Origin of the sequence: Parahaliea aestuarii, assembly GCF_008064635.1 — a bacterium.
GTDB lineage: Bacteria > Pseudomonadota > Gammaproteobacteria > Pseudomonadales > Halieaceae > Parahaliea > Parahaliea aestuarii.
Window position 1 is genome coordinate 115918 of the sequence record NZ_VRYZ01000004.1, and the last position, 21384, is coordinate 137301.

General features: G+C 64.0%; 18 protein-coding genes. 6 read left to right on the forward strand and 12 right to left on the reverse strand.

Going from position 1 to position 21384, the window contains the following annotated elements:
- The first annotated feature begins 3 nt into the window (after positions 1 to 3).
- Complete coding sequence (locus tag FVW59_RS10115; RefSeq protein WP_246139699.1) at positions 4 to 1368, forward strand: alkaline phosphatase; 1365 nt, start codon at positions 4 to 6, stop codon at positions 1366 to 1368.
- Positions 1369 to 1371: 3 nt separating this feature from the next.
- Here the strand turns inward: FVW59_RS10115 and FVW59_RS10120 are convergent, their stop codons facing one another.
- From FVW59_RS10120 to FVW59_RS10130, 3 genes are read right to left on the reverse strand one after another with little or no spacing between them, the layout of a single operon-like run.
- Positions 1372 to 2172 carry a general secretion pathway protein GspB gene (locus FVW59_RS10120; protein ID WP_148064149.1) on the reverse strand — a complete coding sequence of 267 codons (801 nt, stop codon included), beginning with the start codon at positions 2170 to 2172 and terminating at the stop codon, positions 1372 to 1374.
- 13 nt (positions 2173 to 2185) lie between these two features.
- Entirely contained in the window at positions 2186 to 3820 is a 1635-nt protein-coding gene (locus tag FVW59_RS10125; protein WP_148064150.1) for an ExeA family protein, read from the reverse strand.
- Between the two features lie 58 nt (positions 3821 to 3878).
- Positions 3879 to 4433 carry a PadR family transcriptional regulator gene (locus FVW59_RS10130; RefSeq protein ID WP_148064151.1) on the reverse strand — a complete coding sequence of 185 codons (555 nt, stop codon included), beginning with the start codon at positions 4431 to 4433 and terminating at the stop codon, positions 3879 to 3881.
- A 144-nt stretch (positions 4434 to 4577) separates the two neighbouring features.
- On the opposite strand from FVW59_RS10130, the gene FVW59_RS10135 reads away from it, so the two are divergent.
- The gene (locus tag FVW59_RS10135; RefSeq protein ID WP_148064152.1) at positions 4578 to 5543 is read left to right on the forward strand and encodes an NAD(P)H-dependent flavin oxidoreductase; all 966 of its coding nucleotides are present in this window, start codon (positions 4578 to 4580) and stop codon (positions 5541 to 5543) included.
- Positions 5544 to 5777: 234 nt separating this feature from the next.
- On the forward strand, positions 5778 to 8141 hold the full coding sequence (locus FVW59_RS10140; RefSeq protein WP_148064153.1) for a TonB-dependent receptor: 2364 nt from the start codon (positions 5778 to 5780) through the stop codon (positions 8139 to 8141).
- On the opposite strand, the gene FVW59_RS10145 is transcribed toward FVW59_RS10140, so the two are convergent.
- The 3 genes from FVW59_RS10145 to FVW59_RS10155 all read right to left on the reverse strand — a co-directional run bounded on the left by FVW59_RS10145 (position 8138) and on the right by FVW59_RS10155 (position 11313).
- Positions 8138 to 8953 (reverse strand): sulfite exporter TauE/SafE family protein, encoded by an 816-nt coding sequence (locus tag FVW59_RS10145; protein ID WP_148064154.1) that lies wholly within the window; start codon positions 8951 to 8953, stop codon positions 8138 to 8140. The two genes, FVW59_RS10140 and FVW59_RS10145, sit on opposite strands and share 4 nt — an antisense overlap.
- An 84-nt stretch (positions 8954 to 9037) precedes the next feature.
- Positions 9038 to 10138, reverse strand: coding sequence for a DUF1214 domain-containing protein (locus FVW59_RS10150; protein WP_246139700.1), 1101 nt, complete (start codon positions 10136 to 10138; stop codon positions 9038 to 9040).
- 20 nt (positions 10139 to 10158) lie between these two features.
- Positions 10159 to 11313, reverse strand: coding sequence for a sulfotransferase family protein (locus tag FVW59_RS10155; RefSeq protein WP_148064155.1), 1155 nt, complete (start codon positions 11311 to 11313; stop codon positions 10159 to 10161).
- Positions 11314 to 11489: 176 nt separating this feature from the next.
- Between FVW59_RS10155 and FVW59_RS10160 the strand changes: the two genes are divergently transcribed.
- Positions 11490 to 12527, forward strand: a complete 1038-nt coding sequence (locus FVW59_RS10160) for a DUF481 domain-containing protein (RefSeq protein ID WP_148064156.1) — start codon at positions 11490 to 11492, stop codon at positions 12525 to 12527.
- On the opposite strand, the gene FVW59_RS10165 is transcribed toward FVW59_RS10160, so the two are convergent.
- The 3 genes from FVW59_RS10165 to FVW59_RS10175 all read right to left on the reverse strand — a co-directional run bounded on the left by FVW59_RS10165 (position 12521) and on the right by FVW59_RS10175 (position 16327).
- Positions 12521 to 14227 (reverse strand): mechanosensitive ion channel family protein, encoded by a 1707-nt coding sequence (locus FVW59_RS10165; protein WP_148064157.1) that lies wholly within the window; start codon positions 14225 to 14227, stop codon positions 12521 to 12523. The genes FVW59_RS10160 and FVW59_RS10165 overlap by 7 nt on opposite strands.
- Positions 14228 to 14303: 76 nt before the next feature.
- Positions 14304 to 15161, reverse strand: a complete 858-nt coding sequence (locus tag FVW59_RS10170; RefSeq protein ID WP_148064158.1) for an LLM class F420-dependent oxidoreductase — start codon at positions 15159 to 15161, stop codon at positions 14304 to 14306.
- A gap of 113 nt (positions 15162 to 15274) precedes the next feature.
- The gene (locus FVW59_RS10175) at positions 15275 to 16327 is read right to left on the reverse strand and encodes a 3-deoxy-7-phosphoheptulonate synthase (protein WP_148064159.1); all 1053 of its coding nucleotides are present in this window, start codon (positions 16325 to 16327) and stop codon (positions 15275 to 15277) included.
- 122 nt (positions 16328 to 16449) lie between these two features.
- Between FVW59_RS10175 and FVW59_RS10180 the strand changes: the two genes are divergently transcribed.
- Positions 16450 to 18840 carry a S9 family peptidase gene (locus tag FVW59_RS10180; protein WP_148064160.1) on the forward strand — a complete coding sequence of 797 codons (2391 nt, stop codon included), beginning with the start codon at positions 16450 to 16452 and terminating at the stop codon, positions 18838 to 18840.
- 11 nt (positions 18841 to 18851) lie between these two features.
- Entirely contained in the window at positions 18852 to 19256 is a 405-nt protein-coding gene (locus FVW59_RS10185) for a nuclear transport factor 2 family protein (RefSeq protein ID WP_148064161.1), read from the forward strand.
- Here FVW59_RS10185 and FVW59_RS10190 read toward each other — a convergent pair.
- The 3 genes from FVW59_RS10190 to FVW59_RS10200 are packed head-to-tail and all read right to left on the reverse strand — an operon-like array spanning position 19253 to position 21384.
- Positions 19253 to 19822: a nucleotidyltransferase family protein gene (locus FVW59_RS10190; RefSeq protein ID WP_148064162.1), complete on the reverse strand. Its 570-nt coding sequence runs from the start codon at positions 19820 to 19822 to the stop codon at positions 19253 to 19255. The two genes, FVW59_RS10185 and FVW59_RS10190, sit on opposite strands and share 4 nt — an antisense overlap.
- On the reverse strand, positions 19819 to 20775 hold the full coding sequence (locus FVW59_RS10195) for an XdhC family protein (protein WP_148064163.1): 957 nt from the start codon (positions 20773 to 20775) through the stop codon (positions 19819 to 19821). Before FVW59_RS10195 ends, FVW59_RS10190 begins: the two co-directional genes overlap by 4 nt.
- 9 nt (positions 20776 to 20784) lie before the next feature.
- Positions 20785 to 21384 carry an IMPACT family protein gene (locus FVW59_RS10200; protein ID WP_148064164.1) on the reverse strand — a complete coding sequence of 200 codons (600 nt, stop codon included), beginning with the start codon at positions 21382 to 21384 and terminating at the stop codon, positions 20785 to 20787.

The window sequence follows — 21384 nt, forward strand, 5'->3', positions numbered from 1 at the left end:
ACAATGCGCCGCCTTGCCACCGCCGTCACTCTCGCCCTCGCCAGTACCACCACTACCGCTGCCAATGTCATTCTCATCGTCGGTGACGGCATGGACGACCAGCAGGTCACCATTGCCCGCGACTACCTGAAAGGCGCCAATGGGCAGCTGCTGCTGGATCAGATGCCGGTGCGTAGCGCGGTGCAGATCCTCACCGTGGAAGACAATACGGAAGGCAAGCCTGTGTACGTGGCCGACTCGGCCAATACCGCCACCAGCCTGGCCACCGGCGCAGTGACCAGTCGCGGCCGTATCGCCACCAGCGCCGGCGACGATCGCGACCTGCCAACAATTGTGGAACTGGCCCGGGCCGCGGGCCTGCGTACCGGCATTGTCAGCAGCGCCAGCGTTACCGACGCCACGCCGGCCTCCTTTGCCGCCCATATCAGCTACCGCATGTGTGAAAACCCTGAACTGATGGCTGACATTACCTACAGCGGTATTCACCTCGGCCACTGTCAGCAGGATATGAAAGCGAACGGCGGGGCGGGCTCCATCAGCGAACAGCTGGCGGTGTCCGGCCTTGATGTATTGCTGGGCGGCGGCGCCAAGCACTTCCAGCCCACCGTGGAAGGCGGCACGGAGAGCGTGTTGCGCAGCGCCCAGCTGGCGGGCTTTTCTGTGGTACGCAGCCGCGACGAACTGCTTGCGGCAGAGCCCGGTGAGCGCCTGCTGGGCCTGTTTGCGCCGGGCACCCTGCCGGTGCGGATGCGCGGCGAAGACGGCCGCGAAGCAGAGGCGCCCCGCCCCAGCTTGCTCAACCGGCTGCACCAGTATCTGGGCAGTGTAGAGCTGCCGGAACCCATGCGTTGCGAACCCAACCCGGAGGCCGCTGGCATCCCGAGCCTCAAGGAAATGACGGATACCGCCCTGCAGCAACTGTCACACAACAACGAACGCGGTTTCTTCCTGATGGTGGAGTCCGCCTCAATCGACAAGCAATCCCACGAGCGCAAGCCCTGCGGCTCCATTGGAGAACTGGAACAACTGGACGAGGTCCTGGCCAGCGCCCTCGACTTCGCCGCCCAACACCCGGATACACTGGTACTGGTCACCGCCGACCACAGCCAGGCTGCCCAGCTGATCCCCCAGCGCAGCATGTTCGAGGCCTACACCGTGCCCATCTACACCCCCGGCAAGATGGCGCGCATCATCACCCCGGAAGGCAGCATCATGGGCGTGAACTACGCCACCAACGACTTCGGCTACGAGGAACACACCGGCGCCAACGTGCCCCTGTATGGCAACGCCGCCGCAGAGGGGCGGGTGAAAACCTTCCAGCGCCAGTCGGAACTGTTCGGGATTATGCGGGAGTTTCTGGGGCTGTAATGTTCAGAGATTGACCCAACTATTCAAGGCCTTCAACCTGAACTCCTGCCCGTCATAACTCAGCACCACCGAGTCGGGCAGCACCTCCACCACCGTTACCCCCTTGCCCAGGGACTGGCCGCTCGCCGCTGTCTTGCTGTTGATGGTGACGGTGGAAGCGCCGTCTCCGCGGTAGTCGTGCTGGCTGTAGAACAGGGTGGGGATGGCGTCCTTGCGCTGCTGGGACAGGTTGTGGAGGAAAGGCGCCGGGTGCTCCGCCAGTTCCGCGCTGCGCAACTCCGCCTCGGCCTGGGCGACCAGGGCCCCCACATCGAGGGGCTGCTCTTCGGGCTCCGCTGCCTGCACCTCTTTGGGTGCAGGTGCGGCCTCGACCGACGCGGGCGCTGCAACAGACTCCTCCGCTTGCGGCTGCTGGTACAGTGCGCTCACCTCTGCCGACACTGGCGCCTGCTCCTGCGCGGCTGACAGCGGCTTCGCCGCCGGCGTCTGCTCTCGCTCCAGTGCCGCTGCAGGCTCTGGCTCTCGCGCCGCGACAGCCTCCTGCTTCGCCGGTACCTGGGCTGGGGCAACCGGCGCCGGGGCAACGGTTTCCACTGGCGCCAGTGGCGGCTGCTCTGCCGGGCGAAACAGCAGCCAGGCGATCACCGCCAGCGCCGTCACCAGCGCCAGCCCGAGGGCCCCCACCTTCCACGCCGATGGCGCAACGGTGGCCTCGGCGTAGTGTACTGTGGCCACTCCCGGCACTTCCCCGGGATTGGCCCGTTCGCGCTGGGAACGGTTGATGGCATCCAGAATCAGCGACACCGGCAGATCCTCTTCATAACAATTCCTCCGACTGCGCCCGACTGGGGTCGATGCCCAGCTGCTCATTGAGCTTCAACAGGGTTCTCACCCCGACAACGCCGTCAGCCTCCAGTTGATGGGCCCGCTGGAACAATTCCACCCGGCTCTGCAGGGCGCGATTGAACTGGCTTTCTGCCAGCGCCCTGGGCTGGTTGTCGAGCGCGGCAAACAGCCTTGCCACCGCCGCCACCGCCGGTCCCCGGTCGCCCAGCGCCAGCGGTGCACGGTAGCCGTCCGGCACCTGCCACAGCAGGTAGAAATCCCCCTGCCACAGGCCCGCCAGTTCCCGCAGGGAAACTTCCACCACGCCGCCATCAGCGGTCGCCAGGCGCGCCTGCTGGCCGCTCAGGCCCAGTAATACCGCGGCCGCCCGAAAGCGCTCTGGCGTGATGAGTTCCAGTACCAGTGGCCGGTCATAGGCCAGCAGCGCGTCCCAGGTCTGCACTTGCTCCCGGTAACAGCCGAGACCGTGCATGGGCTGCGCAGGGCACGGCTCAGGCGGGGCGACGGCAGCGGGCGCCTGCAGGCGCCACAGTAACTGTCCGGCGGCGGCCGATGTCATGTTCCATGCCTGCTGGCCGGCTTCGGGCTCGGATTCGGGTTCGGGTTCGGGCTCCGGTTGCTGTGCGGGAGGCGTCGTCACCACTGCCGGCGCCTCGACGGCCACTTGAGCCGGCAACTGGCGCTGCCAACCCCGGGGCTGACCCAGCCACCACCACGCCGTGCCCGCCAGGCCAAGCAGCACTACCACAGCCAGCGCCCAGCCCAGTCGCGAGGGCGGCCGCTGCACACCTTCCTCACCCATCACCTCGCGCGCCGCGGTGGCGACCATGGAGCGTTCCACCCGCCCCTTGTTCTGGCCGTAGGCGCCGAGCAAAGCGCGGTCACAGAGCACATTGATCAGGCGGGGAATGCCGCGGGTAAGGCGGTGAATGTCCCGCACGGCGGCGGGCGGGAACAATTCCCGGTCAGCGGTCAGCCCCGCCACCTGCAGGCGGTGGCGGATATAGGCGCGGGTCTCTTCCAGGTTCAGGGGTTCGAGGTTGTAGCGCGCGGTAATGCGCTGGTTGAGCTGGCGCAACTCGGGGCGCTGCAGCAGGCTGGCCAGTTCCGGCTGGCCGATCAGCACAATCTGCAGCAGCTTTTCATGGTTGGTTTCGAGGTTGGTGAGCAGCCGGATCTGTTCCAGCACGTCAAAGTTCAGATGCTGGGCCTCATCGATCAGCAGCACTGTTTTGCGCCCGCGGGCGTGATTGGCCAGCAGGAAGGCATGCAGTTTGTCGGTGAGGGTTTTGAGGCTGGATGCCTCGCCGGCATAGTCGATACCCAGTTCATCGCAGACACTGGCCAGCAACTCCAGCGAATCCAGCGCCGGGTTGAGGATGATGGCAATGTCGGTGTCGTCGGGCAGCTGTTCCAGCAGACAGCGGTTGATGGTCGTTTTGCCGGTACCCACCTCTCCGGTGAGCAGGATAAAGCCACCGCCGGCGCCCACACCGTAAAGCAGGTGGGCCAGCGCATCCCGGTGGCGCGGGCTCATAAACAGGTAGCGCGGATTGACCGCGATGGAAAATGGCGCTTCCTTCAGCCCGTAGTACTGGTGATACATAGAGGTCCGTGCAAGCCCGGTGAAAGCCCAGCATTATGCCGAAGGGCCGCGGCCCCGGCTATGGCGCGACGCTGCTTTCCACGCCCGCCAGCAATTCCAGCGCCTCGTCGCACCAGGCCAGGAACTGCTCGCCCTGGCGGATACCGGCAATCAGGGCGAGGTAGACCCCCTTGCGGCGCAGCGGCAGCGCTTCGGGCTTGTCGTAGTGACGGCGGCGGATTTTTTCGTAGAGATAGAGGCGGCCCATCATCTCTTTCCGTCGCATGGCGATCTCGGCGGACAGGCGACTGACGTTGTCGGCGCTGAGGTTGTAGAGCTTGACCCAGAGGTCGTCCTTGGCCTCCTGCACTTTGCTCTCGCCCCACACCCATTCAGCCAGGGCCTCGCGCCCGGCCCCGGTCAGGCGGTGCACGCTCTTGTCGGGCTTGCCCTGCTGGGCTACCGCTTCTTTTTCCAGCCAGCCCCTGGCCACCAGCTTGCGCAGCTCCTGGTAAATTTGCTGGTGGCTGGCGTGCCAGAACAGGCCGAGGGAGACATCAAAGGCCTTGGCCAGCTCATAGCCGGACATTTCGTCTTCAATCAGGGCGGTCATGATGGCGTGGGACAGGGCCATGGAGCGCTTCCTCGGCGGCGCAGTGGATCGCTGCGAGCATAACCCGACAGCTACTCATATACAAAAAGTTGCATATAAAAAAGTTATGCAATAAATTGCATACCCACCACACAACCACTCCATCCTGTCAGAGGAAGTGCTCACATGGCCCTGCCCGAATCCCTTGCCAGCCGCCTGCGCCTGCCCGCGGTTGCCTCCCCCATGTTCATCGTCTCCAACCCCGACCTGGTCATCGCCCAGTGCAAGGCCGGTATCGTCGGCTCCTTCCCGGCGCTGAATGCGCGGCCCGCCAGCGAGCTGGAAGTGTGGCTAAAGCGCATTACCGAGGAGCTGGACGCCTACAACCAGGCCAATCCGGATGCCCCCGCCGCCCCCTTCGCGGTCAACCAGATCGTGCACGGATCCAACGACCGCCTGCAGCACGACATGGACATGTGCGTGAAGTACAAGGTGCCGATTGTCATCACCTCCCTTGGCGCCCAGGTGTTCGTCAACGAGGCGGTGCACTCCTACGGTGGTATCACCCTGCACGATGTCATCAACAACCGCTTTGCGAAGAAGGCCATCGAGAAGGGGGCCGACGGCCTGATCGCAGTGGCGGCGGGCGCCGGCGGTCACGCCGGCGGTATTTCGCCCTTCGCCCTGGTGCAGGAGATACGCGAGTGGTTTGACGGCCCCCTGCTGCTGTCCGGCTCCATCGCCACCGGCGATGCCATACTCGCCGCCCAGGCCATGGGCGCCGACCTCGGCTATATCGGTTCCGCCTTTATCGCCACCGAGGAAGCCAACGCGGAACAGGCCTACAAGCAGGCCATCGTCGACAACGGCGCCTCCGACATCGTCTACACCAACCTGTTCACCGGCGTGCACGGCAACTACCTGCGCCCCTCCATCGAAGCCGCCGGCCTCGACCCGGACAACCTGCCCGCCTCGGACCCCAGCGCCATGAGCTTCGGCTCCGGCGGTGACTCCGCCTCCAAGGCCTGGAAGGACATCTGGGGCTGCGGCCAGGGGATCGGCGCGGTGAAAGACGTGGTGCCGGCAGCGGAGCTGGTGGCGCGGCTGCAACGGGAGTACGAGGCAGCCAGGGCGCGCTTGCTGGCCGCCTGAATCCCGCGGTGGCGCCGACATTCGCCGGTGCCACCGCTTTCCCGCCGCCGACCTCACGCCCCGGCACAAGCTCCCTCGCCAGCTCCGTGCGCTGAGGATTCCCCCGGCAGCATTTCCCGGAAGCCGGACTGACTATCAATACCCCCCGCCGGCACAGCCCCGTTGACGAACCTCCGCCGGAAGCCTAGTTTTAACTTCAGGTGCCATAACATTCGTATAACAGAGGTGCTCACCATGAACGGGATTCATACCTGTCCGGTGCGGATCATTGCAAGCTCCCTCGCGCTTGCCGCCGCCGCGCTGCCTGCAACCCTGGCCCAGGCTCAAAGCAACCGCGCCACGGCGCTGGAAGAAGTGGTGGTCACCGCCCAGCGACGGGAACAGGATCTACAGCGCACCTCGGTGTCTGTCACTGCCCTCGGCGGCGAGTTGCTGGCGGACGCGGACCTGCCTGAACTGTCCAGCCTGGAAAACCTGGTACCCAACCTGAACTTCCGTATCGGCAGCGACGGCGGCAACAGTACCCTGCAGGCCTTTATCCGCGGGGTTGGCCAGTTCGATTTCGCCATCACCACCGATCCCGGCGTCGGTATGTACATCGACAACGTCTACCAGTCGCGCACCATCGGCGCCAACCTGGAGTTTGCCGATATTGAGCAGGTGCAGGTGCTGCGCGGCCCCCAGGGCACGTTGTACGGCAAGAACACCATCGGTGGCGCCATCAATGTGGTCACCAAAAAGCCCGGCGACGAGCTGGAGTTCCAGCTGGAAGGCGCCACCGGCTCCTACCAGCACCGTGAGCTGAACGGTTATCTATCGGTGCCATTGATTGACGGCACGCTGGCCGCCAGCGCGGCTTTCCTGATGCGCGAATCCGATGGCTGGCAGGAGCGCCGCGGGCAGGATGCCGGCAACGATGACATGGCCGGCGGCCGCTTCCACCTGTTGTGGACGCCGGGCGAGTCTTTCGAAAGCCACCTGGTGCTGGACGCCGCCCACCAGCGACAGAACGTGTATCCCCGTGTGCTGGCCACCTTCAACGGGGCGGAGTTCTTCCCCTTCCTGTACAACACCTTTGTCAGCCCCGGCGATCCCTGCTGCACGCCCAATGCCGACATCGACAAGAGCAATGCGCTGAACGAGCTCGAGCGGGACGATCTCGATTCCCGCGGCGCCAGCTGGACCAACACCTGGAGCTGGGACAAATTCCAGCTCCAGTCAATTACCGGCTATCGCCAGCTGGAATCGGAAATCTACCGCGACAGTGACAACGACCCGCAGGATTTTCTCTCGGTGGGCACGCTGATCGACGGCGACCAGATCAGCCAGGAATTCATCTTCTCCGGCCTGGCACTGAACGACAATCTGGACTGGGTGGCCGGGCTCTACTACCTGGACGAGGACGCGGAACACGACAGCGACATCACCGTGGCCTCCGGCCTGTTCGAGGCACTGTCCAGCCAGCCGCTGGATGTAACCCTGCCAGACGGCACGCCGGTGGCCTTCCTGGCGGTGCCACTGGACCTTACACTGCACTACGAGCGCCAGCAGCAGACCACCAGCTACGCCGCCTACATCCACGGTATCTACAGCCTCAGCGACAGCCTGCGCCTGACCCTCGCCGCCCGCTACACCGACGAGGAAAAGGAACTGGATACCTTCTCGGTGCGTCGCGCCAGCCAGACCGCCTTCGTGACGCCAGGCCCCACCGACGCCAGCGCCTGCAGCGACGTGGTGGCCAGTGGCAACGGCAGCCGCTACCAGTGCAAGGAGAGCTGGAGCGAGGTATCGCCGAAAGTCGGCATCGAGTGGGACATCAACGACGACATCATGACCTACCTCAGTGCATCCAGGGGCTTTCGCAGCGGCGCCTTCAACGGCCGCCCCACGGCACTGGCGGAAATATCAGTGGCCGACCCGGAAACCCTGACGGCCTACGAGTGGGGCCTTAAATCCGAGTGGTGGGATCGGCGCCTCATCGTCAACGGCGCCCTGTTCTACAACGACTACGAGGACCAGCAGTTCCTGGTCAATCGCTCCTCCGCCTCTCTCGGGGGCGGCCTGGCGCTGATCGTCGACAATGCCGGCGACTCCAGTATCACCGGCGCCGAACTGGAAATCTCCGCCCTGCCAGTGGAAGGCCTGACCCTGACCGGCACCCTGGGCTGGATCGACGCCGAGTTCGACACCTTCGAGAGCATCAACCCGGCGACGGGACAGGTGGAGGATCTCAGCGACCGCCCCTTCCAGGACACCCCGGAATGGACGGGCAGCCTGATGGCCCAGTACGAGTGGATTTTCAACCGCGGCGGCAGCCTGAAGCTGCTCGCCGACGTGTACTACAAGGACAATGTCTACTACACCAACGACCGCGCCGCCCGCGACTTCGAGGTGCTGCACCCGGACGGTTTCACTACCTGGAACGCCGGGCTGATTTACACCACGCCACAGGAACACTGGCAAGTGGCGCTGCACGGCCGCAACCTGGGTGATGAGCGGGAGATCAACGGCGGCTTCACGGTCGATGCCTTCGGGGTGACGGATGTCAGTTACACCGCGCCGCGACGCTACTTCTTGTCGTTGAGGTACAGGCTCTAGAGCCAGGCGCGGTAGAGCATGCGCAGGGAGACCAGCAGCAGGAAGGAACCGAAAAACAGCGACAACTGACGCTGGCTGAGTCGGTGCGCCAATTTTGCGCCCAGCGGTGCCGTGAGCACCGTCATGGGCGCAATCATTACCAGGCCGAGAAGGCTGACAAAACCGAGGTTGCCGGATGGCAGACGCGGATCACCCCAGCCGGTAACGATATAAGTCAATGTACCTGGCACCGCAATCAGCAGGCCAAACAGGGCCGAGGTGCCCACGGCCCGGTGCACCGGTACGCTCATCATGGTCAGGGCCGGTACACTGAGACTGCCACCGCCAATGCCCATCATGCAGGAAAGGCCGCCAATCAACAGTGGCGGGATTTTACCTGGCAGGCCACCGGGAACATGATCCGACAGGCGCAGGTTATCTGTAGGGAGTACCAGCTTCAGCGCCACCAGGATGGCGATGACTGCAAACACCATGGATAAAACGCTGCTGTCCACGCGGCTTGCCAACAGAGTACCTGCCACGGCCCCCAGCAGGATGACCCCCCCCCACTGGCGCGCAAGCGCAAAATCCACCGCACCCCTCTTGTGGTGAGCGCGGGTCGATGAGATCGAAGTCAGGATGATGGTAGCGAGAGAGGTAGCCACTGCGATATGCATGCGAATCGCGGCATCCACCCCCATGACACCCAGTGCGGCTTCCAGCACCGGCACAATCACGATTCCCCCACCCACGCCGAGCAGTCCGGCGAGGACACCGGCGAACAGGCCGGTGGCGAGCATGGCCAATGCCAGCGGCAGAATTTCCAACTCCATCAGCGCTCCGTCCAGCTTCAGCGAAAGCGCGGAAGCTTAACACGCCATGCGCAGAATCACCTGCCCGCCATTAAATCGGACAAGCTACAACTCACTGAACTTCACCACCCGCGCATTCACCGGCGGGTGCTCTTTCGCCCCGATCCAGCGCCAGCACAGGGTGCCGCGGTTGTGGCCGGTGGTCTCCACCCAGTTGGGGTGGTCGGGCTTCTGGTGGGCGACGATGATTTTCACCGAACCGTCGGGCTCGTAGTGGGCGGTGTGCTTGTTGAAGTGGATGTTGTGGTAACGGAAATCCAGCGACTCCATCCACCAGTTTTGCAGCACGAAGTTCCAGGTCTGGCACTGCGGGATGACCGGTGCTTCTACCACCAGCGCCTCGTCGTCGGCCAGCTCCCAGGCGCTGTGAAAGTAATAGATGTTCGGGTCGCCACCGATGGCCTGGCAGTAGGCCTGGTCCGCAGGCGCCACCTGATTGGTGGTGGGCAGGAAGCTTTCGGCCCAGCCTTCGAAAAGGCCCGTTGTCATTTTCACAAACTGCACCGTGCCCTGCAGTCCGCGATCGAGTTTTTCCGGTGTCAGGGGTGCCGGACGATCATTTTCCCAGCCGATACGCTCCAGGGTGAGTTCCGCCCTCACCTCGCGTTTGCGATCCTGGAAGGTCTGGCGCACATTGAGGGAGTTGGTCTCAGGCCCCATGCGCAGCCAGTTGCCCGGCTGTTCGCGCTGGCTGATGATGATCTCGAAATTGCCCTCGCCGTCAATCTCGATCTCGCGCGAATCCAGGAAGCCGTCGGTTTTCATGCCGCCGCCACTGCTGTAGCGATTGATCACGGTGCCAAAGCCCAGGTAGTCAACGGTGCCGCGGCTGCCCTTCAGGCGGTAGTCGTACTGGGGGTTGAGGGGTGCGCTCTGGTAGTGGTTGTCGGGGTTGTCGGCACCGAGCTTGATGGTCTCGTGGGCCGGGCAGCGCAGTACCGGGAAGGCCGGGTCGCCGCCTTCAACAAAGCTCTCCAGCCCGGCCCGCAGCATGCGGGACAGGTAGCGATAGCCCTCGGCGCGGTCAAAGGGCGTGGCCGGGGCCTTTTCGGCGAAGACCAGTTGCCCGGCCTCTTTCAGGCCGTCGCAGAAATCGGCCCAGGCCTGGCCGCTCATCACGCGTTCATTGCTGTCCTGTTCACTCACGTTTGTCCTCCGGGGCCGGCTCAGTCCAGGCCCAGTCCGTAGCGTTGCATGTAGGGGGCGAACAGGTCGGCGACCTCCTCGCGGCTGATACCGTAATCTTCCAGCCGGTACTCGTGGCGGCCGTGCTTGCCCTTGGGATGGGCGTCTATCCATTCACTCATTGCAGACCGACCGGCCTGCGAAAGTGGCGTGCCGCGCGCGGCATAGATGGCGTTCACCGCGGACCAGGGATCGTCGACAAAGTCGTCGTGGTAAACATCGATAAACTGCCCGGGGAAATCCGCCTCCATCGCTGCGCGATCCGCCTCGAAGGTATGGGTGTAGATGCGCAGCATGTCCATCCAGTCGCGGCCAATTTCGCCGCGCTCGATCTGGTCCGAGCCGCTGCGGCGCAGCAGTTCGCTGAAACTGCAGCCGGAGGCCACAAACTGCATCGGCGCGCGGTGGGTCTGCACGATAATGGCATCCGGGTAGACGCGCAGGATTTCCCGCAGGCCCAACTGGTGAAACGGCGCCTTGAGTACCCAGTGTCCGGGATGCCGATACTGCAGCAGCTGTAGCTGGCGCCTGTGGCTCTCATAGGCACCGCGCTGGCAGAGATTGCTGTAGAGCCAGTTGGCGTAGGCGGGAATATGGAACATGGCCGAATACTCGACCGAGAGGAAGTCCCGGTTCAGCAGCATGTAGCACTCGTCCGGCTCTTCTGCGTCTATCAGGTGGGTCTTGAGAAAGCCCGGCAGAAACTGTTCGGTCAGGGCGACGCCGGCGGCTCGCGCCTCGATGCGCGGGTCCGAATGATAGGTGGCCGTCTCCGGTGGCGGTACCGGGTCCTGGGCCTCCCACAGGCGCAACGTGCGGTTCGCCGGATCCTGGTTCAGCAGGTGGTGCAGCGCGGTAGTGCCGGTGCGCGGCAGCCCGACAATGAACACCGGGCGCGGCACGTCCTGATCCAGCACTTCGGGAAATTCCCGCAGGTAGGCGATGATTTTCAGCCGGTTGACCAGCCCGGAGTGAATGGTCATCTGCGCGCGCAACTGCCCGAAGTCATTGAGACGGGCCTCGCGGTTCAGGGCATCGATCAGCAGGTCCAGGGGCTGGTGGAAGGACGGGTCGCCGAAATCGGACAGCCCTGTCTCCGCCTGCGCGGCCGTGAGTAAGGTATTTTTATCCAACACGTGTGCTTCGCTCTGCAAGACAGAGTCGGCAGACTACTGCCTGGCACGAGTCGCCTTCAACATTGCGGGGCATCTGGTGCGGGCATTCCGCCGTTGGTACAACATCTGATACCCGGGCCGCGAGCGCGGCGATACGCTAGTATGAACGGACTCAGTGCGGGCGCGAGGAGAGCGGCATGATCTACAAACATTTACTGCGGTGGCTGGCCTGCCTGTGCCTGCTGTGCGCCGGGCCCATTCTCGCTTCCGACGTGCACCAGAAAACCGACGTGATAACGCTCTACAACGGCGACCGGATTACCGGTGAAATCAAATCCCTCTCAGCCGGCCTGCTGGAACTCAGCACCGACGCCATGGACAGCGTGAGTATTCAGTGGCAGGAAGTCGCCCGTATCGAAAGCAAGTACAACTACCAGGTTCGCACCAGCAATGGACACCGCTACTACGGCGAATTGCAACCCGGGGAACGGCCCGGAGACCTGGCGATCAGGGATTTGTACGGCAGCCACAACATGGAATACCTGGACATTGTCGAGCTGGAACCTATCGAGGACCGCTGGCTGGATCGCTTCGACGCCTACCTCTCCGCCGGCTATTCCTACACCAAGGCGAGTTCTGTCGCCCAGACTACCCTGAATACCACGCTCAGCTATGAGGACCAGCACTCGCGCAACAGCCTGAACGCCCGCACCACACTCACCGACACCGAGGACGACAGCAGCCAGAGTACCAAGATCGACCTGACGCGGCAGGTCTGGTCAACCAACAGGGCCCGTTACTTCCGCGCCTACTACGGCAATTATGAAAAGAACGACGAACTGGGGGTCGACTACCGCCTCTCGGTGGGTGCCGGGCTGGGCCGCTACTTTATCGACACCTATCGCACCCGCCTCACCGGCGGGGCCGGCCTGCAGGTGCTGACCGAAGAAGGTACCGAAGAAGGCACAAGACAGAGCGTGGAGGCCTTCTTTGCGGGTGAGTACGGTTTCTGGCGCTTCGACGATCCGGAGATGGATATCAGTTTCACGCTGAGCCTCTACCCCAGCCTCACCGAGAGCGGACGCCTGCGCAGCAGTAGCGATTTGCGCCTGCGCTGGGAAATCATCGACGACCTGTACTGGGACATCACCGCCTTCGGCAGCTACGACAACCAGGCCGACTCGGATCGCAATGTCGACTACGGCGTTACCACCGGGGTCGGCTGGACCTACTGATCCTGGCTGTTGTCCGCCGCGTAAAAGTGCACATCGCGCTGCGGGAAGGGAATGGAAATACCCTCGATGTCGAAGCGCATTTTCACCGCCCGGGTGAGATCCCAGTACACATCCCAGTAATCCTCGGTGCGCACCCAGGGGCGCACAATGAAGTTGACCGAGGAATCGCCCAGGGTGTGTACCTTGATCACCGGCTCCGGTGAACGCAGGATCTTGTCGTGGCTGGCCACCACGTCCTGCAGTACCTGTTCGGTTTTCTCGATGTCATCGCTATAGCTGACCCCGAACACCAGGTCCACCCGGCGCACCCGCTGGGCGGTGACATTCTTGATCACGTCGCCCCAGATCTTGTTGTTGGGTACCACCAGTATCTGGTTGTCGAAGGTGGCGATGGTGGTCGATACCAGCGTCATTTTCTTCACCACCCCCGAGGCGCCGGACACTTCAATGAAATCATCCACGTCGTAGGGGCGGTAGAGCAGGATCATCGCCCCGGAGGCGAAATTGGACAGGGTATCCTGCAGGGCAAAACCGACAATGAAGCCGGCGACACCCAGACCCGCCAGCATCGGGCCGAGGGAAATGCCCAGCTGCGACAGCGCCATCATCAGGCCCATCACCAGCATCACCCCCCCGGATACGGAAATCAGTATCTCTTTCAGCAAGCTGGAAATGTTCAGGCTGGAGCGCTCAAGACCCTTGCGCATCAGGCGCTTGAGGCCCTGCGCGAACCAGAAAAACAGCAGCAGCGTGGCGACAAACAGCAGGAAACGGAAAATGCCGTCGGCGGCATTCTCCACAATAGTGGATTTGAAGTTCTTCCAGCCGTCCAGCGCCATGCCGGCCAGCACATGGGAATCGAACATGCTGATGGAAACCACATCGCCCTTCTGCAGGATGACGGTGCGGTAGGGCGCGCTGTCGAGCTCCAGCCTGTCCATTAACTCCACTGCAATCCGCAGATCGTCTATGTGGCGGGACTGCTCGAGTTGCAGTTCATCCAGCGCGGTGGCGAGGTCCTGCTGGTCGGGACGCACCTTGAGGCGCTGGCGCAGGGCGGCGATTGCCGCGGTGGAAAACTCCACCTTTCCCACCTGTATCTCGGCGTACTGAAACAGTTCCTGCGGCAGGTTGCGCAGCACTTCCAGCGGGGGCAATCCGTGCTCTTCGCGATGACGGGACAGGCCGATCAGCGCTTCGTAATAGCGGAAGCGCAGTTGCTCCAGGCTCTCCAGGTTGGCCTCGCGCTCCACACGGTCGACACCGCTGGCCTCCTCGACCTTGAGCACAAGCTGATCGATACGCTCTTCCAGCTCTTTCAGGCGCTCGTAGACGGTGCGACCGACATCGGCCAGGTCCCCGCGGATGCGTTGTTCGAGATTGACCCGCGCCGGATCTTCCGCCGGCAGGCTGAGAACCAGGGGCGTGATCCGGTCCAGCAGGCGCACGACCTCAAGGCTGCGCAAATCGCGGCGATACAGAAGCGCATCGCGACTCTCGCCAGTGGCCCGCTGCAAGCGTTCGCTGAGCAGGCGGATCTGGCCGACCTCTGCCTCCAGCTTCGCCACCAGGGCATCGAGATCGACAGAGGCAGGCGGCGCCGGCGTGGGCTGCTGCGCAGCCGCGACGCCTGCCCACAACAGCAGAAGCGTCGCCGCCAGGGCAAAGGCACTGCGCACAGGCGAAGAAAAAGCCGTCAAACCTGAACCTCCACGGGCGGGGCAAACCCTGCCCCGTTCAAGCGCTTACATTAGCACAGGCCCGGCGACGGAGGGATCAGAGCTCCGGAATGATGCGGGCGAATTCCTCGATCATCGGCATGACAATCTCTGGGCGGTCCCAGTTCTCCACACCGACGCCAATGTTGCAACGCTGCACGCCCATATCGCGGTAGGACTTGAGCAGGTCGGCGGTCACCGGTGACATCACCACCAGGGTAATTTCCACCTTGTCCGGGTCGCGGCCCGCGGCGCTGACCGCGGCGCGAAAATCGGCGATGCCCTGCTTCACATCGGGCATGGCCACATCCACCGGCATCCAGCCGTCGGCCCACTCGGCGGCGTGGCGCACGCCCAGCGGCCCCATGGCGCCAAACACCACCGGCGGGCCACCGGCCTGCACGGGTTTTGGCTCAAACCAGACCGGATCGAAGTCAATCAGCTCGCCGTGGTACTCGGGTTCTGCGTCGGTAAACAGATTGCGCTGGGCGGCCACCAGTTCTTTCAGTGCCAGGTAGCGGCGCTTCCAGGGCAGGCTGGTGGCATTTTCGAACTCCTCCTCGTTCCAGCCCACGCCACAGCCGATCAGAACCCGGCCATTGGTCAGGCGGTCGAGGGTGGCGATGGTCTTGGCCTGGGAGAACAGCTCGCGCTCCAGCAGCAGGGCGATACCGGTACCGACCTTGAGATTCTCGGTCACCGCCGCCGCCGCCATCAGCGAAACGTAGGGATCCATCATTTTTTTGTAGGGTTCCGGCAGGTCGCCGCCGGGGGGATAAGGCGTTTTGCGGGCGACCGGGATATGGCTGTGTTCGCCGTACCAGAGGGATTCAAAGCCGGCTTCTTCCAGGGTGCGAGCCAGCAGCTCGGGAGCCGGATCGTCGGCGGTGTTCATGGAACTGAAACCCAGGTGCATGGGCGCTTCCTCACATCAGTAAGTTATCCCCTGAATGTACTGTGTGAGGGGCGCTGGTGCCAGCCGGTGCCGACGCCCGGGCCGGCTGGTTCAGCATAGTGTGCCTGTCGCTCTTAGCCTCGACGCTCGCGGGCAGCGGCGGCCAGTTCCCGCAGCAGCAGGTCGGTATCGTCCCAGCTGATACAGGGGTCGGTGATGCTCTGGCCGTAGGTCAGGGGGCGCCCGGCCACCACATCCTGGCGGCCCGCCACCAGGTTGGACTCGATCATCAGCCCGAAGATGCTGCGACTGCCGCGGGCCACCTGGGTGGCGATGTCGCGCACCACATCGACCTGGCGGGCGGGAATCTTGCGGCTGTTGGCGTGGCTGGCATCGATCATGATACGCGCCGGCAGACCGGCCTTGCCCAGCATGTCGCTGGCGTCATCCACCGAGAACATGTCGTAGTTGGGGTGTTTGCCGCCGCGCAGGATAATGTGGCAGTCCTCGTTGCCGGCGGTCTGAAAGATGGCGGAGCGACCCTGCTTGGTCACCGACAGGAAGTGGTGGGGCTGGGAGGCCGACTTGATGGCGTCGATGGCCACCTGGATGTCACCGTCAGTGGCGTTCTTGAAGCCCACCGGGCAGGACAGGCCGGAGGCCAGTTCGCGGTGGGTCTGGCTCTCGGTAGTGCGGGCGCCAATGGCGCCCCAGCTCACCAGATCGGCGTAGTACTGGGGGCTGATCAGATCCAGGTATTCGGTGCCGGTGGGCAGGCCCATGTCCGCCAGATCCAGCAGCAACTGACGTGCCAGGTGCAAGCCCTTGTTGATCTGGAAGGTGTTGTTGAGGTCCGGGTCGTTGATCAGTCCCTTCCAGCCCACGGTGGTGCGGGGCTTTTCAAAGTAGACCCGCATCACCACAAACACATCGTCGGCGATATCGGCGGCCAGCGCCCGCAACTGCCTGGCATAGGCCCGGGCGGCGTCCGGGTCGTGGATGGAACAGGGGCCGACGACTACCAGCAGGCGGTCGTCTTCACCGCTCAGAATTTCGTGAATACTGCGACGCGCCTGCTGCACACAGTCGGCGGCGGCATCGGAGGGGGGAATATCGGCGATCAGTTGCTCGGGCGAAGCCAGCTCTTTGGTCTTGCGAATACGCAGGTCGTCGGTGTTGGTGGTCATACCATGGCAGCCTTGAGTCGGGGGGAACACATACTATAGGGTTGGCAGCGAAAGCCAGCCCGCTACTATAGCATCGCCTCCGCGGGCCTGCAGGCGCCCCCTTCAGAACAGGAGAAACACCCGTGAAACGCCTTTTTGCCATCGCCCTGCTGGGGTTCGGTGCCAGCCTCACCCAGGCCGCCGAGCAGCCCACCCTGGAGCTGATCATGTCCGACCCGGACTGGATCGGCAATGCCCCCACCGAACCCTACTGGGCCGATGACGGCCGCAGCGTGTACTTCCGCCAGAAGCGCAGCGGCGAGGACTTCAGCGACCTCTACCAGCTGGGCCTGGGGGGAGAAGCCCCTGCCGCGGTGGATGAAGCCCAACCGCCGGCCGACAGCGGCCACAACAAGGTCTACAACGCCGGGCGCAGCCGCGTGGCCTGGATCGAGCGCGGCGATGTCTATCTGAAAGACCCTGTCGTCGGCACGGTTCGCCGCGTCACCGCCACCAGCGCCGACGAAAGCCAGCTGCAATTCACCCCCGACGGCAAGTCCCTGCAATACGAACGCGACGGCCAGTTCTACCACTATACCGAGAGCGACGGCAGCACCGCCCTGCTCACCGATATCCGCGAAGGCAAGAACCCGGACGCGAAACCCGACTTCGACCCCCTGCGCGCCCACCATGCCCGCAACTACCGCACCGTGGTCGAGGCCGAGCGGCGCAGGCAGGCCGGGCAGCAGGCCGACCGCCAGCGCGACCAGCGCCCGGACCCGGTGTTCCTGGGCGATGAGTACCGCGTGCTCGAGCGCCGGCTGTCGCCCGCCGGGGATGTACTGGCGCTGGTGGTCACCGACAAAGACGCCGAAACCGGCCGCAAGGGCAGTATGCCCAACTATGTCACCGCCGACGGCTATGTTGCGGTGCGCGAAGTGCGAACCCGGGTCGGCCGCAACAACCAGGTGCCACAACAGGTGCTGCTGGTGGACCTGGCCAGCGGCAACATAGAAAGCGTGGATACCGGCGCCCTGCCGGGCATCGACAGCGACCCGCTGGCGGCCCTGCGCAAGTCCGCTCTCGGCTGGCATGTGCAGCGCGGCGCCGACGAGGCCGAGGTGAAAGAGGCGCTGGAAGCCCCGGAGCAGCGCGATGTATCGGTCAACGGCCTCGCCTTCAGCCCCGACGGCAAGACCCTCGCACTGCAGTTCATCGCCAACGACTTCAAGGACCGCTGGCTGGCCACTCTGGCGACCGGCGGCGAGAGAGCCGGCAAACTGCAACTGCAGCACCGCCTGAGCGACGAGGCCTGGATCAACTGGGAGTACAACCAGTTCGGCTGGCTGCCCGACAGCCAGACCCTGTGGTTCCTGTCCGAGGAGAGCGGCTATTCGCACCTCTACACCAAGGGTATTGCGGAGCGCCGTGCCAGAGCCTTGACCAGCGGTAAATTCGTGGTGCGTGAGCCTGTTATCGGTCCGGCGTCGCAGTACGCCTGGGTGGTCTCCAATCGCGCCCATCCCGGTAACTACGAAATTTACCGGGTACCACTGGCCGGCGGCGAACTGGAGCAGGTTACCGATCTCGACGGCGTCAGCCAGTTCGCACTGTCCCCGGATGGCGAAAAATTGCTGGTCTCGCGCTCCTGGTTCGACCGCCACGCCGATCTTTATCTGGGCAACAGTGACGGTAGCGGTGAACTCAGCCAGCTCACCAACACGGTGTCGGAACGCTACGACGCCATCGACTGGACGGTGCCGGAGATTGTGCAAGTCCCCTCCTCCCACGTGGACCGGCCGATCTATTCGAAACTCTACCTGCCGAAGGATCACGATCCGGAAAAAAGCTACCCGGCGGTCTTGTTTGTACACGGCGCCGGCTACACCCAGAACGCCCACATGGGCTGGCCCTACTACTTCCGTGAATTCATGTTTCACACCCTGCTCAATGAGGCGGGCTATGTCGTGCTGGACATGGACTACCGCGCCTCGGAGGGCTACGGCCGCGACTGGCGCACCAGCATCTACCGGCAAATGGGCCACCCGGAGCTTGAGGACTATCTGGACGGCATCGACTTCCTGGTGGACAGGCACGGCGTGGATCGCCAGCGCATCGGCATCTACGGCGGCTCCTACGGCGGTTTCATGACCTTCATGGCCCTGTTCCGCGCGCCGGACGCCTTCGCCGCCGGCGCCGCCCTGCGCCCGGTGGCGGACTGGATGCACTACGAAAACGACTACACGCGGCGCATCCTCAACACCCCGCTGATCGACCCGGAAGCCTTCCAGCGCAGCTCCCCCATCAACCATGTGGCAGGGCTCAAGAACCCGCTGCTGATCGCCTCCGGCATGCAGGACGACAATGTCTTCTTCCAGGACTCTGTACTGATGGTGCAACGCCTGCTGGAACTGAAAAAGCCGGACTTCGAGATGGCCATCTACCCGCTGGATCCCCACGGCTTCGTCAATCCCGAATCCTGGCTGGATGAATACCGGCGCATCTTCCGCCTGATGGAAAACAACCTGAAATAAGAGAGCACACTATGGATACCGACATCCCCCGCCTGCTGGCGGCCCGCTACGCGAAGTTCGTCGACGATCGCGAGTTCAGTCGCATGGCGGAGATCATGACGCCGGACTTCACCCAGAAAGGCCCGGGCTTCGGCGCCGGCAGCCTGCAGGAATTCATCACCAACCTGGAATTCCTGCGCCAGTACTCCGCCACCCTGCACATGGTGGGCAACCAGGTCGGTGAATGGCACAACGCCATCTACACGGGCGAGACCTGGTGTGTGGCCTCCCACATCTACGAAAAAGACGGTGTGGCCCGCAAGCTCGACATGGGCATTCGCTATCGGGATGTGATCGAGGAGGCCGGGGGTAACTTCCGCTACACCTCCCGCGACCTCAACGTGGTGTGGACCCAGGATCTGCCCTGCCAGGGCTAGCTCCCGGGCCAGTCGAGATCGTGGGGGTGATCCACATCGCGCAACACCCCCGGATCATCCAGCGGCAGTAACTGTAGCGCCTCCGGGTGCCCGGCGATGATGTGGCGAGCGCCCTCGTCGCCTTCCAGCTGTTCCAGTTGCGGATAGAAACGCCGGCCAAAAGCCACGGGATGGCCGCGCTGGCCGCCGTGGATGGGCGCCACAATCCGCTCGCTGCCGGCGGCATCCGCCAGCTGGCGATAGCTGTCGCTGTCAATCCAGGGCATGTCTGCCAGGGCGACAAGAGTGGCGTCCCAGTCGGGCAGCCGCTGGATACCCTGCGCCAGCGTGTGGCCCATGCCGTGCTGCGCTTCGGAGCAGTAGCAGTACTCTACTTCCAGCGCCGTCAGCAGCTGCTCGCAAAGGCTGTCATCGGGCTTCAGGCAGACCCGCAAGGGCAGGCCGGCGGCGCGGATGCTTGCCACCACCACCTCCAGCAGCGGTTTTCCCCGGTACAGTGCCAGGCGCTTGTCGGCGCCAAAGCGCTGGCCCCGGCCCGCGGCCAGCAGCAGCACGCCGACTTTCAAGCGGCCTCACGCCTGCGTTGCAGGGCGGTGAGCTGGGCCATGATCGACACTGCGATTTCCAGCGGCGTCTTGCTGCCGATGTCGAGGCCGACCGGCGCGTGCAGGGCCTTGATCTGCTCTTCCTTCAGCCCCAGCTGATGCAGCCGCTCTATGCGCTTTTCCGTGGTGCGCCGGGAGCCCAGCGCGCCCACATACCAGGCGGGACTTTCCAGTGCTTCCATCAACGCCATATCGTCAATACGCGGATCGTGAGTCAGGGTGATGACAATACTGTGGGGGTCGGTGATGTATTCGCGCACCGCGTCGTCTGGCATACCGGCAATCAATGGCAGGGGCGGCCCCTTCCACTGCTGCCGCGCGCTCTCCCGCGGCTCGCTGATGAACACTTCGTAGTCCATCGCCAGTGCCAGCTCCGCCAGCGACTGGCTGAGCTGCCCGGCGCCCACCAGCAACATGCGCTGGCGCGGGCCGAGAGTCTGGATCAGGCGCTCCACCGTGAGCACCAGGGGCGCAAACCCGGTTACCGTCCGCAGCAGTGTACGGCCACTGTGTAAATTCACCTCGCGGCGCAGACAGCGGCGCTGTGACAGCGCCAGCAGCAGTTCGTCGAGCCACTCGATATCGCTCGCCTCCAGACGCTGTACCAGCACTTGCAGGCGTCCGCCACAGGGCAGGCCGAGGCGTTCGTTCTGCTCGGCGGTAACGCCGTAGGGAATCAGGTGTGCCGGGCCATCTGGCATGTTTCCAGTGGAGATGCGTTCGAGCAGGTCGTCCTCGATGCAACCGCCGGAGAGCGAACCGCACTGTTCGCCGCGCTCATTGCAGGCCAGCAGGGTACCCAGCGGGCGGGGGGAGGAGCCGACAGCCGAGACAATGGTGCACAGCCAACTGCCGGCACCGGCGTGCAACCAGTCCCGGGCTGATTCCAGTACTTCCCAGTCCAGTGCCCTCATGGGGAGAGATTAAAGCAGTTCCTCCAGCGCAATGCGATGGGCGGCGCACAGTTCGGCCAGTTCCGCAGCGGCCGTTGCAGGCACCCGCAGGTCCAGGCTGACAGCTTCCCCGTAGCTCACCTCGCTCACCTCCCCGCCCCGGCCCGCCAGCCAGTGGCGCAGCACCTGTTCACAGGCAAAGTCGCCCCGGGCGCGCCAGCGGCTCATAGCCTGCACTTCTGCGCAGGGCGCCGCATCCAGCGCATCCCGGGCGGCGGCGCTGTAGGCCCGCACCAGACCGCCGGCACCGAGTTTGATACCGCCAAAATAGCGGATAACGATGACCAGCACATCGCCGAGATGGCCGTGCTGCAGCACATTGAGAATCGGCTTACCCGCCGTGCCGGCGGGTTCGCCGTCGTCGTTCATGCCAGCACTGCGGGCATCGCCGGGCTCGCCCAGCAAATAGGCCCAGCAGTGGTGGCGCGCATCGGGATAGTCTGAGCGCGCCTGCGCCACCGCCGCGTTGACCTCTTCCCGGCTGCTCACCGGCAGGATGCGGGCAATGAAGCGGCTCTTTTTCTCAATCCGTTCGCACTCGGTCGCGCGGGTGACAACGGCATAGGCCAC

What these genes read in the sequence shown, in the direction of transcription:
- FVW59_RS10115 (WP_246139699.1), top strand. Translation starts at nt 4, where the DNA reads ATGCGCCGCCTTGCCACCGCCGTCACTCTCGCCCTCGCCAGTACCACC.
- FVW59_RS10125 (WP_148064150.1), bottom strand. Translation starts at nt 3,820, where the DNA reads ATGTATCACCAGTACTACGGGCTGAAGGAAGCGCCATTTTCCATCGCG.
- FVW59_RS10130 (WP_148064151.1), bottom strand. Translation starts at nt 4,433, where the DNA reads ATGGCCCTGTCCCACGCCATCATGACCGCCCTGATTGAAGACGAAATG.
- FVW59_RS10135 (WP_148064152.1), top strand. Translation starts at nt 4,578, where the DNA reads ATGGCCCTGCCCGAATCCCTTGCCAGCCGCCTGCGCCTGCCCGCGGTT.
- FVW59_RS10140 (WP_148064153.1), top strand. Translation starts at nt 5,778, where the DNA reads ATGAACGGGATTCATACCTGTCCGGTGCGGATCATTGCAAGCTCCCTC.
- FVW59_RS10145 (WP_148064154.1), bottom strand. Translation starts at nt 8,953, where the DNA reads ATGGAGTTGGAAATTCTGCCGCTGGCATTGGCCATGCTCGCCACCGGC.
- FVW59_RS10160 (WP_148064156.1), top strand. Translation starts at nt 11,490, where the DNA reads ATGATCTACAAACATTTACTGCGGTGGCTGGCCTGCCTGTGCCTGCTG.
- FVW59_RS10170 (WP_148064158.1), bottom strand. Translation starts at nt 15,161, where the DNA reads ATGCACCTGGGTTTCAGTTCCATGAACACCGCCGACGATCCGGCTCCC.
- FVW59_RS10175 (WP_148064159.1), bottom strand. Translation starts at nt 16,327, where the DNA reads ATGACCACCAACACCGACGACCTGCGTATTCGCAAGACCAAAGAGCTG.
- FVW59_RS10185 (WP_148064161.1), top strand. Translation starts at nt 18,852, where the DNA reads ATGGATACCGACATCCCCCGCCTGCTGGCGGCCCGCTACGCGAAGTTC.
- FVW59_RS10195 (WP_148064163.1), bottom strand. Translation starts at nt 20,775, where the DNA reads ATGAGGGCACTGGACTGGGAAGTACTGGAATCAGCCCGGGACTGGTTG.